Genomic DNA, 14,879 nt, shown 5'->3' on the forward strand with positions numbered 1-14,879 from the left:
GGTGATAGTGATGAAAAAATATCTGATGGCGATAGTATTCAGCGGGGTAGTATTTGCACCAGCCGTGATGGCGAAGACCCTGCATGTGGTTGCCAGTTTTACTATCCCCGCTGATATGGCCAGACAAATCGGCGGGCAATACGTGGATGTTAAGAGCCTGGTCGGGCCGGATGGTGACCCGCATACCTTTGAACCGGCACCGCGTGACAGTGTGGCTCTGGCTCAGGCCGATGTGGTTATCATTAACGGCCTGGGGCTGGAAGGCTGGATGGAAAGACTTATCCAGGCCTCCGGATACCAGGGGAAGGTGGTGGTCGCTTCCGCAGGTGTGACGCCGCGGACCATGATCAGTGACGGGGTTAAAATTACCGATCCGCATGCCTGGAACAGTCTGGCGAACGGTGTCATTTATGCGCGGAATATCAGCGAAAGCCTGCAGAAAGCGGACCCGGAAGATGCGGCCGCTATCCGTAAGCAGGGGGAAGCCTATATTCAGCAACTGGAGAACCTGGATAAGCAGACCCTGGCCGCGTTTGCAAAAATCCCGGCCAGTAAGCGTCAGGTACTGACCAGCCATGATGCTTTCGGTTATTTCGGCGATGAGTATGGTGTGAAATTTATGTCACCGATTGGTCTGAATACCGATGAAGAGGCCAGCGCCTCCACCGTGGCGGGGTTAATTAATCAGCTGAAAGCGGATCATATCCACCGCTATTTTATCGAAAATCAGACGGATCCCCGTCTGGTACAGCAGATAGCCACGGCTGCTGACGCGTCACCGGGCGGGGAGTTATACCCTGAAGCGTTGTCGACAGCGAAGGGTCCGGCAGCGACCTATCAGCAGGCATTTGAGCTGAATGTCAGAGAATTGCTGAAGAGCATGCAATAGTCCCCGGAACGGATACCCTCCGCATCAAAAAAACGGCCAGGAATGGCCGTTTTTTTTTACTATTCCCGGAGGGCAGCGTTCGCCGCCCAACGGGGCGTTAGCGTTTCTTCTTTTTCCCCTGTACCGCTTTGAAGCGCGGGTGACTCTTACAAATAACATAGACACGCCCGTGCCTGCGAACCAGTTTACAATCCGGATGCCGTTGCTTTGCTGACTTCAGGGAACTGAGTACCTGCATGATTATTCCTCCGCCGGGCTTACCGGTAAATGTTTATACCGCTGAGCAAAGCGCGCGGCACGACTGTCTTTGGCGACCGTTTTCTGCTTACCGGTATAGAAGCTGTGTGATTTTGATGAAACATCCAGCGTCACATAGGGAAGCGTCTCTCCCTGATAGTCGATCGTGCGCTCAGTTCTGATGGTCGAACCTACCCTGAAGTACTCGCCAGACGTCGTATCATGGAACAGCACAGGGCGATAGTAAGGATGGATATCAGGCTTCATAAAGTCTCCGCTTAATTGTTATGTTATAACATAACTTAATTATGGCACTAACAGAGTTTCCGGGCAAGTCTGTTGCAGAGCAGAGAGCAGAGAGCAGAGAGCAGAGAGCAGGGTGTCGCAGGCAGAAAATCTTAATAGCAGGTACATAGCAGGTACAACGCAGCCGTAGCCGCAGAGCAGAAAAAGCATGGAAGCTGCTAAGAGAGGCAGGCAGAACACGGGTATCAGCCGGTAAATATCAGAGAAACAACACAGCGCACAGCACCTTCTGTGATCAGCCAATACCCTGTGGCTTGCGATACACGGTAACGACGGAAGGAAGGCGGGTAAAAAGATAGACTCCGAACGGCAGAGCAACAGCGTCCTGTGATTGGCATCCCCCGCAAAGCCGATAAAAAAAGAGGCTGCCAGGCAGCCTCTTTAGTCATACGGAATTTCTGAGGATTATTTATCCTGCGCAGAGACTCCGGTACGGGTCGCGCTATTGTCTTTACCAAATCTGCGACGCACCACCACAAAGAAGACAGGCACGAGGAAGATAGCCAGACAGGTTGCCGTCACCATACCACCGATAACGCCGGTACCCACCGCATTCTGAGATCCGGAGCCGGCACCGGTACTGATAGCCAGAGGCAGAACCCCCAGGATAAAGGCCAGCGAGGTCATCAGAATCGGACGCAAACGCATACGGACCGCTTCAAGCGTCGCTTCCACCAGACCTTTGCCTTCTTTATCCATCAGGTCCTTCGCAAACTCGACAATCAGGATGGCGTTTTTCGCCGACAGACCGATGGTGGTCAGTAAGCCCACCACAAAGTAGACGTCGTTACTCAGTCCTCTCAGGGTCGTGAATAACAGAGCACCGACAATACCCAGTGGAACAACCAGCATTACCGCAAACGGTATCGACCAGCTTTCATACAGTGCTGCCAGACACAGGAACACGACAATCAGGGAAATGGCATACAATGCCGGCGCCTGGTTACCGGACATCTGTTCCTGATAGGACATCCCGGTCCACTGATAGCCAATTCCGGCCGGCAGTTTCGACGCCAGTTGTTCCATCAGTGCCATGGCTTCCCCGGAGCTTTTACCGGCGGCAGGCTGGCCCAGAATCTCCATAGATGGCAGACCATTATAACGTTCCAGACGTGGAGAACCGTATTGCCATTTCGCTGTGGTAAAGGCAGAGAACGGCACCATCTGATCGTTACTGTTACGCACATACCATTTATTGATATCCGAAGGCAGCATACGGGCATCGGCTTCACCCATCACGTACACTTTCTTCACACGTCCCCGGTCGATAAAGTCATTGACGTAGGAGCCACCCCAGGCGGCGCCCAGTGTGGTGTTGATATCAGAGATGGACACACCCAGAGCCGTCGCTTTTTCCTGATCGATAATCAACCGGTATTGCGGCGTATCTTCCAGACCGTTAGGGCGGACACCGGTCAGGACATCAGGATGCTGCGCGGCCATTCCCAGAAGCTGGTTTCTGGCCTCGGTCAGTTTCTCGTGTCCCAGGTTTGCCTGATCTATCAGTTCAAAGTCGAACCCTGTCGCATTACCTAATTCGATAATGGCCGGCAGGTTGAACGGAATGACGAAGGCATCTTTAATCTGCCCCAGTGCGGCCATAGCACGCCCTGCAATCGCGGGTACCTTGTTGGCACTGCCGGTACGTTCATCCCAGGGTTTCAGACTGACGAAGGCAATACCGGTATTCTGACCGCGTCCGGAGAATCCGAAACCATTCACGGTGAAGACCGAATTGACATTGTCCTTCTCTTTGGTCAGGAAGTAATTCGTCACCTGATCCAGCACTTTCTGGGTACGCTGCTGGGTTGCCCCTGCCGGTAATTGCGCCTGAGCTAACAACAGCCCCTGGTCTTCATCCGGCAGGAACGAGGTCGGTAACCGGGCAAACAGGAAGACCATTGCCACGACTATCGCCAGATAGATGACCAGATAGCGACCGGTACGACGGATGATGTGGCTGACACACGTCACATAGTGATTGGTGCTTTTTTCGAAGATACGGTTAAACCAGCCGAAGAATCCTTTGGTTTTACCGTGATCGCCGGGCTTCAGCGGTTTCAGAATGGTCGAACACAATGCCGGTGTCAGGATCAATGCCACCAGCACAGAGAGTACCATTGCAGAAACGATGGTGACGGAGAACTGACGGTAAATTACCCCGGTGGACCCGCCGAAGAAGGCCATCGGGATGAAGACAGCAGACAGGACCAGAGCGATACCGACCAGGGCTCCCTGAATCTGCTCCATCGACCGTTTGGTGGCTTCTTTCGGCGACAGATTTTCTTCTGCCATCACACGTTCAACGTTTTCCACCACCACGATGGCATCATCGACCAGCAATCCGATGGCGAGTATCAGCCCGAACATCGTGAGCGTGTTTATCGAATAACCCAGCGCATTGATAATGGCAAACGTACCCAGCAAGACAATCGGTACCGCAATGGTCGGTATCAGTGTCGCGCGCAGGCTCTGCATAAACAGATACATCACCAGGAACACCAGCACGATGGCTTCAAACAGCGTTTTGACCACTTCGAAAATAGAAATCTTAACGAATGGCGTGGTGTCATACGGGTAAACAACTTTCAGTCCGTGCGGGAAAAACGGCTGGAGCTTAGCCAGCTCCGCTTTCACGGCCGTGGCGGTATCCAGTGCGTTGGCACCGGTCGCCAGCTTAATCCCCAGGCCTGCTGCCGGTTTTCCGTTAAAGCGCGCGATAACATCATAGTTTTCGCCGCCCAGTGCCACTTTAGCGACATCGCCCAGGGTCACTTTGGAACCGTCGGTGTTAACTTTCAGCAGAATTTTACGGAACTCATCGACTGACGTCAGACGGGTCTGAGCGATGATAGAAGCATTCAGCTCCTGGTCACTGACCTGCGGGCTGCCGCCCAGCTGACCGGCGGCGATCTGATTGTTCTGCGCTTTAATCGCAGTAATCACATCGACCGGCGTCAGGCCATAGTTATCCAGTTTTGCCGGGTCCATCCAGATACGCATTGCATACTGTGCACCAAACAATTGAGTATCACCTACCCCCGGGGTACGGCTGATAGGATCTTTAATGTTGGAGGCCACATAGTCGGCAATATCATTCTGGTCCATGCTGCCGTCATCGCTGACAAAGCCTGCAACCATCAGAAAACTGCTGGAGGATTTTTCGACACTGATCCCTTGCTGCTGGACTTCCTGTGGCAGAAGCGGGGTTGCAAGCTGCAACTTGTTCTGCACCTGAACCTGCGCAATATCCGGATCAGTCCCGGCGGCAAAGGTCAGCGTAAGCTGCAATGTACCGCTGGAATCACTGCTGGATGACATATACAGCAAACCGTCAATCCCGTTCATATTTTGTTCTATGACCTGGGTAACGGAATCCTGCAGGGTTTTTGCATCTGCGCCCGGGTAGCTTGCCTGGATCTGTACTGCCGGAGGAGCAACGTCAGGATATTGCTCGATCGGTAGTTTCAGAATCGACAACGCGCCCGCCAGCATGACAATGATGGCGAGTACCCATGCAAAAATCGGGCGTTCGATAAAGAACTTAGCCATGGATCACTGGCTCCTGTTAAAACGATAATTTTGCGGACAGTTATTGCGCATTGCTGCTACCGGAATCAGGAGTAACCTCTTCCGGCGTCACGCTGGCACCCGGCTGGGCACGCTGCAGACCGACAGTAATGACCCGATCACCGGATTTAAGTCCGCTTGTCACCAGCCATTGATTACCGATTGCCTGAGAAGCATCCACCTGACGTAACTCAACTTTATTATCGCTGCCGACCACCAACGCGGTCGCCTGACCTGTCGGCGTCCGGGTGATCGCCTGCTGAGGCACCAGCAGTGCATCCGGGTTGGTCCCTTCATCCAGTTTTGCGCGAACAAACATGCCCGGTAACAGGCTATGGTCCGGATTAGGAATAATGGCACGCAGGGTAATGGAGCCGGTGGTCTGGTCCACGGTGACGTCGGAAAACTCCAGTGTCCCGGTCTGATTGAACGGTTGCCCGTTATCCATAATCAGCGTGACTTTGGCTTTGCCCTGAGTCTGTTTTAACTGACCGGAAGCCAGCTCGGAACGCAGACGCAGGAACTGATCGCTCGACTGAGTGACATCGACATACATCGGGTCCAGCTGCTGAACCGTTGCCAGGGCAGTGGTCTGAGCATTCTGGACCAGCGCACCTTCGGTCACCGCCGATTTGCCAATCCGGCCGGAAATCGGGGAAGTCACTTTGGTGTAGGCCAGATTGATGCGGGCAGTTTCGACACTGGCTTTCGCTGACTGAACGGCGGCATTGTTCTGCGCGGCAGTGGCGACGGCAGTATCATATTCCTGTTCGCTGATATAGCGGGTTCCGAGCAGAGGTTTATAACGACGAACCGTTAAATCGGCAATACGCGCGTTTGCCTGAGCTTTAGCTAAATCACCCAGCGCACTGTCGTAAGCGGCCTGATAGGTGGCCGGGTCAATCTGATATAACGATTGTCCCGCCCGGACATCACTGCCTTCTGCAAAATTACGTTTCAGGATGATGCCGGAGACCTGAGGGCGAACTTCAGCCACCCGGTATGCCGAGGTACGGCCGGGAAGCTCAGTCGTCATAGCCAGCGGCTGAGCCTTCAATGTGACGACGCCTACTTCGGGGGGCTGCTGCTGGCCCGATTGCTGCGTTTTATTGTTATCACATCCGGTGAGTGCGACGCTCCCGGAAAACATCAGGATGGCCGCCAGAGGTGACAATCCTCTGTTTTTTTTCATAAATAAACCTCTAATATCCGGAATTTATCTGGCCACTGTTCTTAAAAAAGGGACAGTGGCTGTGTAATTACACAAGCCATGATATGATACATATATACATGAATGTATGTAAATCCTTATATCGCCTGTACAACGGCGTATGACCCGTGATCTGACTAAGAACCATTTATATGGCACGAAAAACCAAACAGCAGGCACTTGAAACCCGTCAACAGATACTCGATGCTGCGATCCACTGCTTTTCTACCCGGGGTGTTTCTTCAACCTCGTTGTCAGATATTGCAATCCGGGCGGGTGTGACACGAGGTGCTATTTATTGGCACTTTAAAAATAAAATAGACATTCTTAATGAAATCTGGCTGCAGAGTGATGAGTGTCTGGATAAGCTCGAACTGGAATATCAGAACCAATATCCGGATGACCCCATGGCACAAATTCGTGCCTTACTTGTGTCACTGCTGCAGTCGACGGTGAGAGACAGCTCCCGAAGAGCATTAATGGAAATTATATTCCATAAATGCGAGTTTGTCGGAGAAATGGAAACATTCCAAAAAATCCAGCAAGACATGTTATTAGAATGTTATCCGAAGATCGAAAGTACATTAAATAAATGCATTGCTGCCGGTCAGCTCCCCGAAAAACTTAATACCCGACAGGCCGCGATTATGATGCGCAGTTATATCAGTGGCCTGATGGAGAACTGGTTATTTACACCCACTGGTTTTGATTTAGAAAATGATGCCGGGCCACTGGTTGATGCTTTTATGGATATGTTGCGCTTAAGCCCGGTACTGCGGAAATAATACCGTCTGAATAAGACAGTAATTAGTCAGCAGCAGAAAGAGGCTGTTCATTGTTCAGTTTGGCAATATAGTCCTTTCTGACAATTTCCAGCGCTTCCAGTACCACCCGCGGAGAAAGCTGGTTTTGTTCTAAAAGCATAATTAAATCAACAGCGAGTTTAACCTCTTCAGGTGCGGTGTCCAGCGACATAACGTTAACCTGTTCTGCCAAAAAGTGATTTACCTGTATGTGCGGTCAGCGCCAGGCTGACCGCATTAAACCAGTGATAACATTGACTGCCGTTGGCCTGCAAGAAAAAACGGGAATTTCCGAAGGTTAGGGAGCGGGCGCCGCATTAATTCACCCGTTGATCTTACCGGGGCCTGGTTAATTGTGCAGAGTGGTTTGCCAGTGCGTCTCTTTCAGCGCCAGCCGACAGCGCGCCAGACGCTGTTCAAGGATCCGCAGTTTTTCACCAATCTCCTGCTGTTGCTGCAATGTCCCGGCCGTGGTTAATTGCTGTTCGTGTTGCAGCAGCATCTCATTCAATCGCGCTTCATAACCCAGTTGCTGCTGATAAAGGTGCCGCCAGTAGCCTGCCGTCCCCTCAGGCAGGGCCTTGCGTCTGCCTGCCGTCGCCAGTTCCCGCTGCAGGGCCTGACACTGGGCGGCCATTTTTTCCGTCAGCCAGAGAAATGCCGGAGAGGATGCCGATTCAAACTGATGCAGTTTATCGAGCGACTGCTCTGTCTGTTGCAGATAGCTGGTCAGTGTCGGGCCGGAGACCGGAAAAAGTGTATTATCGAATCGTTTCTCCCGGCATGCCGGATCACCCGCCCGGGCGATTTGCTGCTTTAATTGCGCAATTAACATTACAAACTGGCGGATAATTTTATCTCTGTTCATTGCAGAACCTGTATTGATAGTACGGTATGAATAATACGGTAGTGATAACGTGGCCGCCTGCCGAAGGGCGCTCATAGTGCCTGAACTTCCCCGGCATACCCTGCGGCAACCGTCAGATAAGCGGTTTTGCAGGGCAGACTGAGTGCTATTCTGAGTGAATCAACCTCTGACAGACAGAATAAAAAGGCAGAAGTCGGGGTCTGAGGTTGCAATTATTTTGTAGTTTGCTTAGATTTGTCGGTTTTCCTACGCAGTTCCTGTCCGTTTTCCTGTCGGCTGTCATCCTCCACAGAGGTTCCGGGCCGGCAGCGGGCTGCGTGTTACTAAGAATTTACCAGGCATACCATTATGAGCGTAACTGAGCAACAGCTTGAATCCATTAAGAATAGCATCAAAAGTGTTCCCGATTATCCGAAACCCGGGATCCTTTTCCGTGATGTTACCGGACTGCTGGAAGATGCAAAAGCATATTCAGCGACCATTGAGATACTGGTCGAACGTTATCGTAATAAAGGCATTACCAAGGTTGTCGGGACGGAAGCCCGTGGATTTTTATTCGGGGCGCCGGTGGCATTAGGGCTGGGCGTTGGATTTGTTCCGGTTCGTAAGCCAGGTAAATTACCTCGTGAAACCTACAGCGAAGCCTTCAGTCTGGAATACGGCACCGATGTTCTGGAAATGCACACCGATGCGGTGAAACCAGGCGATGTGGTGCTGGTGGTTGATGATCTGTTAGCGACCGGTGGCACCATCGAAGCGACAGTGAAGCTTATTCGTCGTGCCGGGGCAGAAGTACATGATGCCGCGTTTGTGATCAATTTATTCGACCTCGAAGGCGAAGCCCGTCTGAAGGCACTGGGACTGGAATGTTTCAGCGTCGTTAACTTCCCGGGCCACTAAAACAGGCCGTTCCCGCCTGACCCGCCACCTCATCTAAATAGATAGGCAACAGGTCAGGCGGCTGATACACTGAACCCTGTGTTTGTTGGCCCTTTTGGTATCAATAGGTTGCGACAAACGCACCGGGATGCAGAGACGCATATCAGATGCGCTGTATGATGTTTTAACCCCAATCCAGTGACTAAATTTCCATGAGTTATCAGGTTCTCGCGCGAAAATGGCGACCACAGGTTTTTGCTGATGTTGTCGGCCAGCAACATGTTCTCACCGCGCTGGCCAATGGTTTGTCATTGGGCAGACTTCACCATGCTTACCTTTTTTCAGGCACGCGGGGTGTGGGTAAAACCACTATCGCCCGGCTACTGGCTAAAGGCCTGAATTGTGAGCAGGGGATCACGGCCACACCCTGTGGTCAGTGCGAAAATTGCCTTGAAATAGAGCAGGGACGTTTTGTTGATCTGATAGAGATCGATGCCGCCTCCCGGACTAAAGTCGAAGATACCCGTGACCTGCTGGATAACGTGCAATACGCGCCGGCCCGTGGGCGTTTCAAAGTCTATCTTATCGATGAAGTCCATATGCTTTCGCGTCACAGCTTCAATGCGCTACTGAAGACGCTGGAAGAACCTCCCGAACACGTCAAATTTTTACTGGCCACGACCGATCCGCAAAAACTACCGGTCACCATTCTGTCCCGCTGTCTGCAATTTCATCTGAAGGCGCTGGACGTCCCGCAGATCAGTCAGCAACTGACCCATATTCTGGGCGAAGAGCAGATAGACGCTGAACCCAGGGCCGTGCAGCTGTTAGCCCGTGCAGCGGAAGGCAGCCTGCGTGATGCATTAAGTCTGACCGATCAGGCCATTGCGATGGGGCAGGGGGCAGTGACGGCCGACACGGTGTCTGCCATGCTGGGCACCCTGGACAACGACCAGCCGCTGGCACTGATAGAGGCCCTGGCCACCGGTGAGGGTGATTCGGTGATGTCCTTACTGCAACAGGCCGCCAGCCGTGGCGTAGAATGGGAAGCCTTACTGGTTGAGATGCTACGTTTACTGCATTGCATCGCCATGTTGCAGTTATTGCCGTCTACCCTGGATGACGAATTCCTGACGCACGAACAACAGTTACGTGAACTGGCGAGAAAACTGCCGCCTGAAGAGATCCAGCTTTACTACCAGACGTTGCTGGTCGGCAGAAAAGAGCTTGCTTATGCACCGGACCCTCGAATGGGGGTTGAGATGACCTTACTGCGTGCGCTGGCTTTTCATCCGCTGGCTGACATTAAAGAGCCGGTGACCGGCAGTTTGCCGCAACCGGCGGCCGACCCGATCGCGAAGCCACAGAGCGCACCGGCACCGTCAGCCCCGACTGCCCCGACTGCCCGGCCAGCGCCTCAGCCTGCGGATAACAGTGCGGTAGCCGGTTCCACCAGTCAGTTATTGCAGGCCCGTACAGAGTTATTACGGCGGGGGGCCTCAGCCTCAAAAAAGACTGAGCCGGCGGTGCCCACCGCGCAGCCGGCGCAGAGTGCCCTGCAGCGACTGGCCTCAGTAACAGAAAAAGTCGTCAGGAAAACGTCGAAAGAGAGTGATCCGGACGCAGGGAATGCCACCCGACAGGAACGTTATCGCTGGAAAACCCGGCAGCCGGAAACGACAGAAGCCGAACCGGTGGCGACCCCGAAAGCACTGCGTACGGCGCTGGAATATGAAAAAACGCCAGAGCTTGCCGCCAGACTCGCGGAAGAAGCGAAGCTCCGGGATGCCTGGGCGAATGAAATAGCGCAGCTGAATTTACCGAAACTGGTACAGCAGCTGGCGCTGAATGCCTGGAAGCAGCAGGAGGGAACACGGGTTCACCTGCATTTACGTTCGGCGCAGAAACATCTGAATTCAGCGTCCGCAAGGCAGGTACTGACGGAGGTTTTATCGGCGGCGGCAGGTGAAACAGTTGAACTGACCATTGAGGCAGACGATAATCCCGCAGTGCTGACACCGCTGGAATGGCGGCAGGCGATTTATGAAGAAAAACTGGAGCAGGCGCGCCAGTCAATCGTCGATGATCCGCATATCCGGGCAGTACAGAAGTTATTTGATGCCTCTCTGGATGAAGAGAGCATACGACCCGTTTAAACATGCTGCAGGTCATCATCGGGATGGCTGTGGCCTTAGCAGAGAGAGAGAACTATGTTTGGTAAAGGTGGTCTGGGCAACTTAATGAAGCAAGCCCAGCAAATGCAGGACAAAATGTCTCAGGTTCAGGAAGAGATCGCGGCAATGGAAGTGACCGGTGAATCCGGTGCCGGTCTGGTGAAAGTGACCATTAACGGTGCTCACAACTGCCGCCGTGTGGAAATCGACCCGGGCCTGATGGAAGACGATAAAGATATGCTGGAAGACCTGGTGGCCGCCGCTTTTAATGACGCTGCCCGTCGTATTGACGAAGCGCAGAAAGAGAAGATGGCTTCAGTGTCTTCCGGCATGCAGCTGCCCCCTGGCTTTAAGATGCCTTTCTGATGCAGACAAGCCCGTTGCTGGAAGCCCTGATGGAATCACTGCGTTGTTTGCCCGGAGTCGGGCCGAAATCAGCGCAGCGTATGGCTTTCCACTTACTACAGCGTGATCGCAGCGGCGGTATGCGCCTGGCACAGGCGCTGACCCGCGCGATGTCGGAGATCGGCCACTGTTCTCACTGCCGGACCTTCACCGAGCAGGAGATCTGTACTATCTGTGCCAATCCCCGCCGTCAGCAAAATGGCATCATTTGTGTTGTCGAAAGCCCTGCGGATATCCACGCTGTTGAACAAACCGGGCAGTTTGCCGGTCGCTATTTCGTATTGATGGGGCACCTTTCTCCTCTGGACGGAATAGGGCCGGCAGATATCGGGCTGGATACGCTGGAACATCGCCTGCAGGATGAAACGATCCGTGAAGTGATTCTGGCGACCAATCCGACGATCGAAGGCGAGGCAACCGCCAACTATATTGCCGATTTATGCCGTCAGTATGGTGTCGACGCCAGCCGGATTGCTCACGGTGTGCCGGTGGGTGGAGAACTGGAAATGGTGGACGGTACCACGTTATCCCATTCTCTGGCCGGACGGCAGAAGTTCAAATATTAATCCCCTGCTGATGTTTTTTCTGAACATCAGCTTGAAAACTTTCCTTTCACCCCCATCTCCTGTATCGACATGAATTAATACTGATTTTCTTGAGGTATCAATGACGATGAAAGGACAAGAGACACGTGGTTTCCAGTCAGAAGTGAAACAACTTTTGCAACTGATGATCCATTCACTCTACTCAAATAAAGAGATCTTTTTACGTGAGCTTATCTCGAATGCGTCCGACGCCGCAGATAAACTCCGTTTCCGTGCGTTATCTGATTCCGGCCTGTATGAAGGCGACGGTGAATTACGCGTTCGCCTGTCGGTGAATAAAGAGCAACGCACTCTGACTCTGAGTGATAACGGCATCGGTATGAGCCGTGAGGAAGTTATTGAAAACCTTGGTACCATCGCAAAATCCGGGACTAAAGCGTTTCTGGAATCTATGGGATCTGACCAGGTTAAAGACAGCCAGTTGATCGGCCAGTTTGGTGTCGGATTCTATTCAGCTTTTATTGTTGCGGATAAAGTGACCGTACGTACCCGTGCTGCAGGCGCTCCGGAAAGTGAAGGGGTGTTCTGGGAGTCGGCCGGTGAAGGTGAATATACCCTGGCGGACATCGACAAAGCTGAGCGTGGCACCGAAATTACCCTGCACATGCGTGAAGGGGAAGATGAGTTCCTCGATACCTGGCGCGTCCGTAACATCGTCAGCAAGTATTCTGACCATATCGCCTTGCCGGTGGAAATTGAAACCAAAGACGAAGACAGTGAAACCACCCACTGGGAAAAAGTGAACAAAGCCCAGGCACTGTGGACACGTAATAAGTCAGAAATCACCGACGAAGAATATAACGATTTCTATAAGCATATCGCCCATGACTTTACTGACCCGTTGATCTGGAGCCACAACCGCGTTGAAGGTAAGCAGGAATACACCAGCCTGCTGTATATCCCGGCGCAGGCCCCGTGGGATATGTGGAACCGTGATCATAAACATGGTCTGAAACTGTATGTGCAGCGTGTCTTTATCATGGATGACGCTGAGCAGTTTATGCCGAATTATCTGCGTTTTGTTCGCGGACTGATCGATTCGAATGATCTGCCACTGAACGTTTCGCGTGAAATTCTGCAGGACAGCCGTATCACGCAAAGTCTGCGCGGTGCGCTGACCAAACGTACGCTGCAAATGCTGGATAAACTGGCAAAAGATGATGCAGCGAAATACCTGCAGTTCTGGAAAGCATTCGGTCTGGCCCTGAAAGAAGGACCGGCGGAAGATGCGGGTAACGTTCAGGCGATCGCCAAATTACTGCGCTTTGCTTCCACCCATAATGAAAGCTCTGAACAGACGGTAACGCTGGAAGAGTACATCAGTCGTATGGCCGAAGGTCAGGAAAAGATCTATTACATCACGGCGGATAGCTATGCCGCGGCGAAGAACAGCCCGCATCTGGAACTGTTCCGTAAGAAAGGCATCGAAGTACTGTTACTGTCTGACCGTATCGATGAATGGATGATGAGCTATCTGACAGAGTTCGATGGCAAATCGTTCCAGTCCGTCAGCAAAGCAGACGATTCGCTGGATAAGCTGGCCGATGAAGAAACCGCGGAACAGAAAGAAAGCGAAAAAGCCCTTGAGCCGTTTGTTGATCGTGTAAAAACCCTGCTGGGTGAGCGCGTGAAGGATGTCCGTCTGACACATCGTCTGACTGATACCCCGGCCATCGTGGTGACCGATGCCGATGAAATGAGTACCCAGATGGCGAAGCTGTTTGCCGCTGCCGGTCAGGAAGCGCCGGAAGTGAAATATATCTTCGAAATCAACCCGGAACATACACTGGTGAAAAAAGCCGCTGAGGCGACCGATGACAGCCAGTTTGCTGACTGGGTTGAACTGTTGCTTGATCAGGCGCTGTTTGCTGAGCGCGGAACACTGGAAGATCCTAACCAGTTTATCCGCCGCATGAACCAGCTATTACTGGCGTAATCGCCGCAGGTGAGTGCAGCATGTTAACGGGGCCCGCATTTGCGGGCCTTTTTTATCTGTCTGTATCATCTGAGGGGGCGGTGATCTCCGCGGCGATACGTCGTTGTCCGTTCCATAAACTTAATAACAGGCTTACCGGCTCTCTTTCGGTGCCTGTCGGGCATTTACAGCGATTAAGGCTGGCCTTTCCTTGTGGAGCGCCGGACATAATGGTATGTTTTTGCACTTCTCAGGATTATTAAACGCGATTCGCAAGAGGTACTACGCAATGCGTATTATTTTGCTCGGTGCTCCGGGCGCAGGTAAAGGAACTCAGGCTCAGTTCATCATGGAGAAATACGGGATTCCGCAAATCTCTACCGGTGATATGTTACGCGCAGCGGTTAAAGCGGGCACTGAACTGGGTCAACAGGCCAAAGCCATTATGGATGCAGGCAAACTGGTGACAGATGAACTGGTTATTGCACTGGTTAAAGAGCGTATTGCGCAGGACGATTGCAAAGCAGGTTTCCTGCTGGATGGTTTCCCGCGGACAATCCCGCAGGCCGATGCGATGAAAGAAGCCGGCATTAATGTCGATTATGTGCTGGAATTCGCCGTCCCGGACGAAGTGATTGTCGACCGTATTATCGGCCGTCGTGTCCATGCGCCGTCAGGTCGTGTGTATCATGTCGACTATAATCCGCCGAAGCAGGAAGGGCTGGATGATGTGACCGGCGAACCGCTGACCACGCGTAAAGATGACCAGGAAGAAACCGTTCGTAAACGTCTGGTGGAATACCATCAGATGACGGCTCCGCTGATTGCTTATTACAGCAAAGACGCGGCTGCCGGACAGACCCGTTACCAGAAAATTGACGGTACCCGTCCGGTCAGCGAAGTCAGCCAGCAGCTGGCGACCATTCTGGGGTAATCCCCTGTAACGGACCGGATTTATCCGGTCCGTTCTGTTTCTGCCGCTGTTCCCTTCGCCAATATTCGCTACAATTAGCCTTCC

Annotated in this window: 14 protein-coding genes; 8 read left to right on the forward strand and 6 right to left on the reverse strand. The window is 52.6% G+C overall.

Annotated elements, in window-relative coordinates; translation table 11 throughout:
• Positions 1-10 precede the first annotated feature (10 nt).
• A complete protein-coding gene (locus tag JK223_RS11450; RefSeq protein WP_212714306.1) occupies positions 11-889 on the forward strand; it encodes a metal ABC transporter solute-binding protein, Zn/Mn family in 879 nt (292 codons plus the stop codon).
• A gap of 97 nt (positions 890-986) precedes the next feature.
• Here the strand turns inward: JK223_RS11450 and ykgO are convergent, their stop codons facing one another.
• The 4 genes from ykgO to JK223_RS11470 form a co-directional block, all read right to left on the reverse strand.
• Entirely contained in the window at positions 987-1,127 is a 141-nt protein-coding gene (ykgO, locus tag JK223_RS11455; RefSeq protein WP_212714307.1) for a type B 50S ribosomal protein L36, read from the reverse strand.
• Between the two features lie 2 nt (positions 1,128-1,129).
• Entirely contained in the window at positions 1,130-1,393 is a 264-nt protein-coding gene (locus JK223_RS11460; protein WP_212714308.1) for a type B 50S ribosomal protein L31, read from the reverse strand.
• A 444-nt stretch (positions 1,394-1,837) separates the two neighbouring features.
• A complete protein-coding gene (locus JK223_RS11465; protein WP_212714309.1) occupies positions 1,838-4,984 on the reverse strand; it encodes an efflux RND transporter permease subunit in 3,147 nt (1,048 codons plus the stop codon).
• Between the two features lie 40 nt (positions 4,985-5,024).
• Positions 5,025-6,194 carry an efflux RND transporter periplasmic adaptor subunit gene (locus JK223_RS11470; RefSeq protein ID WP_212714310.1) on the reverse strand — a complete coding sequence of 390 codons (1,170 nt, stop codon included), beginning with the start codon at positions 6,192-6,194 and terminating at the stop codon, positions 5,025-5,027.
• Positions 6,195-6,364: 170 nt separating this feature from the next.
• On the opposite strand from JK223_RS11470, the gene acrR reads away from it, so the two are divergent.
• Positions 6,365-6,997 (forward strand): multidrug efflux transporter transcriptional repressor AcrR, encoded by a 633-nt coding sequence (gene acrR, locus JK223_RS11475; RefSeq protein ID WP_212714311.1) that lies wholly within the window; start codon positions 6,365-6,367, stop codon positions 6,995-6,997.
• A gap of 22 nt (positions 6,998-7,019) precedes the next feature.
• Here acrR and rsmS read toward each other — a convergent pair whose 3' ends face one another.
• Both rsmS and priC read right to left on the reverse strand, forming a co-directional pair.
• A complete protein-coding gene (gene rsmS, locus JK223_RS11480) occupies positions 7,020-7,187 on the reverse strand; it encodes a pleiotropic regulatory protein RsmS (protein WP_212714312.1) in 168 nt (55 codons plus the stop codon).
• Positions 7,188-7,364: 177 nt separating this feature from the next.
• Positions 7,365-7,883, reverse strand: a complete 519-nt coding sequence (priC, locus tag JK223_RS11485; RefSeq protein WP_212714313.1) for a primosomal replication protein PriC — start codon at positions 7,881-7,883, stop codon at positions 7,365-7,367.
• A gap of 348 nt (positions 7,884-8,231) precedes the next feature.
• On the opposite strand from priC, the gene apt reads away from it, so the two are divergent.
• The 6 genes from apt to adk all read left to right on the forward strand — a co-directional run bounded on the left by apt (position 8,232) and on the right by adk (position 14,795).
• Positions 8,232-8,783, forward strand: a complete 552-nt coding sequence (gene apt / locus JK223_RS11490; protein ID WP_212714314.1) for an adenine phosphoribosyltransferase — start codon at positions 8,232-8,234, stop codon at positions 8,781-8,783.
• Between the two features lie 191 nt (positions 8,784-8,974).
• A complete protein-coding gene (dnaX, locus tag JK223_RS11495; RefSeq protein WP_212714315.1) occupies positions 8,975-10,918 on the forward strand; it encodes a DNA polymerase III subunit gamma/tau in 1,944 nt (647 codons plus the stop codon).
• Between the two features lie 54 nt (positions 10,919-10,972).
• The gene (locus JK223_RS11500; RefSeq protein ID WP_212714316.1) at positions 10,973-11,302 is read left to right on the forward strand and encodes a YbaB/EbfC family nucleoid-associated protein; all 330 of its coding nucleotides are present in this window, start codon (positions 10,973-10,975) and stop codon (positions 11,300-11,302) included.
• A complete protein-coding gene (recR, locus tag JK223_RS11505) occupies positions 11,302-11,907 on the forward strand; it encodes a recombination mediator RecR (protein WP_212714317.1) in 606 nt (201 codons plus the stop codon). The genes JK223_RS11500 and recR overlap by 1 nt, the downstream gene beginning before the upstream one ends.
• A 106-nt stretch (positions 11,908-12,013) precedes the next feature.
• Positions 12,014-13,882 carry a molecular chaperone HtpG gene (htpG, locus tag JK223_RS11510; protein WP_212714318.1) on the forward strand — a complete coding sequence of 623 codons (1,869 nt, stop codon included), beginning with the start codon at positions 12,014-12,016 and terminating at the stop codon, positions 13,880-13,882.
• A gap of 268 nt (positions 13,883-14,150) precedes the next feature.
• Positions 14,151-14,795: an adenylate kinase gene (adk, locus tag JK223_RS11515; RefSeq protein WP_212714319.1), complete on the forward strand. Its 645-nt coding sequence runs from the start codon at positions 14,151-14,153 to the stop codon at positions 14,793-14,795.
• Positions 14,796-14,879 lie beyond the last annotated feature (84 nt).

Source organism: Tatumella sp. JGM118 (assembly GCF_018257515.1).
GTDB classification, from domain to species: Bacteria; Pseudomonadota; Gammaproteobacteria; order Enterobacterales; family Enterobacteriaceae; genus Tatumella; species Tatumella terrea.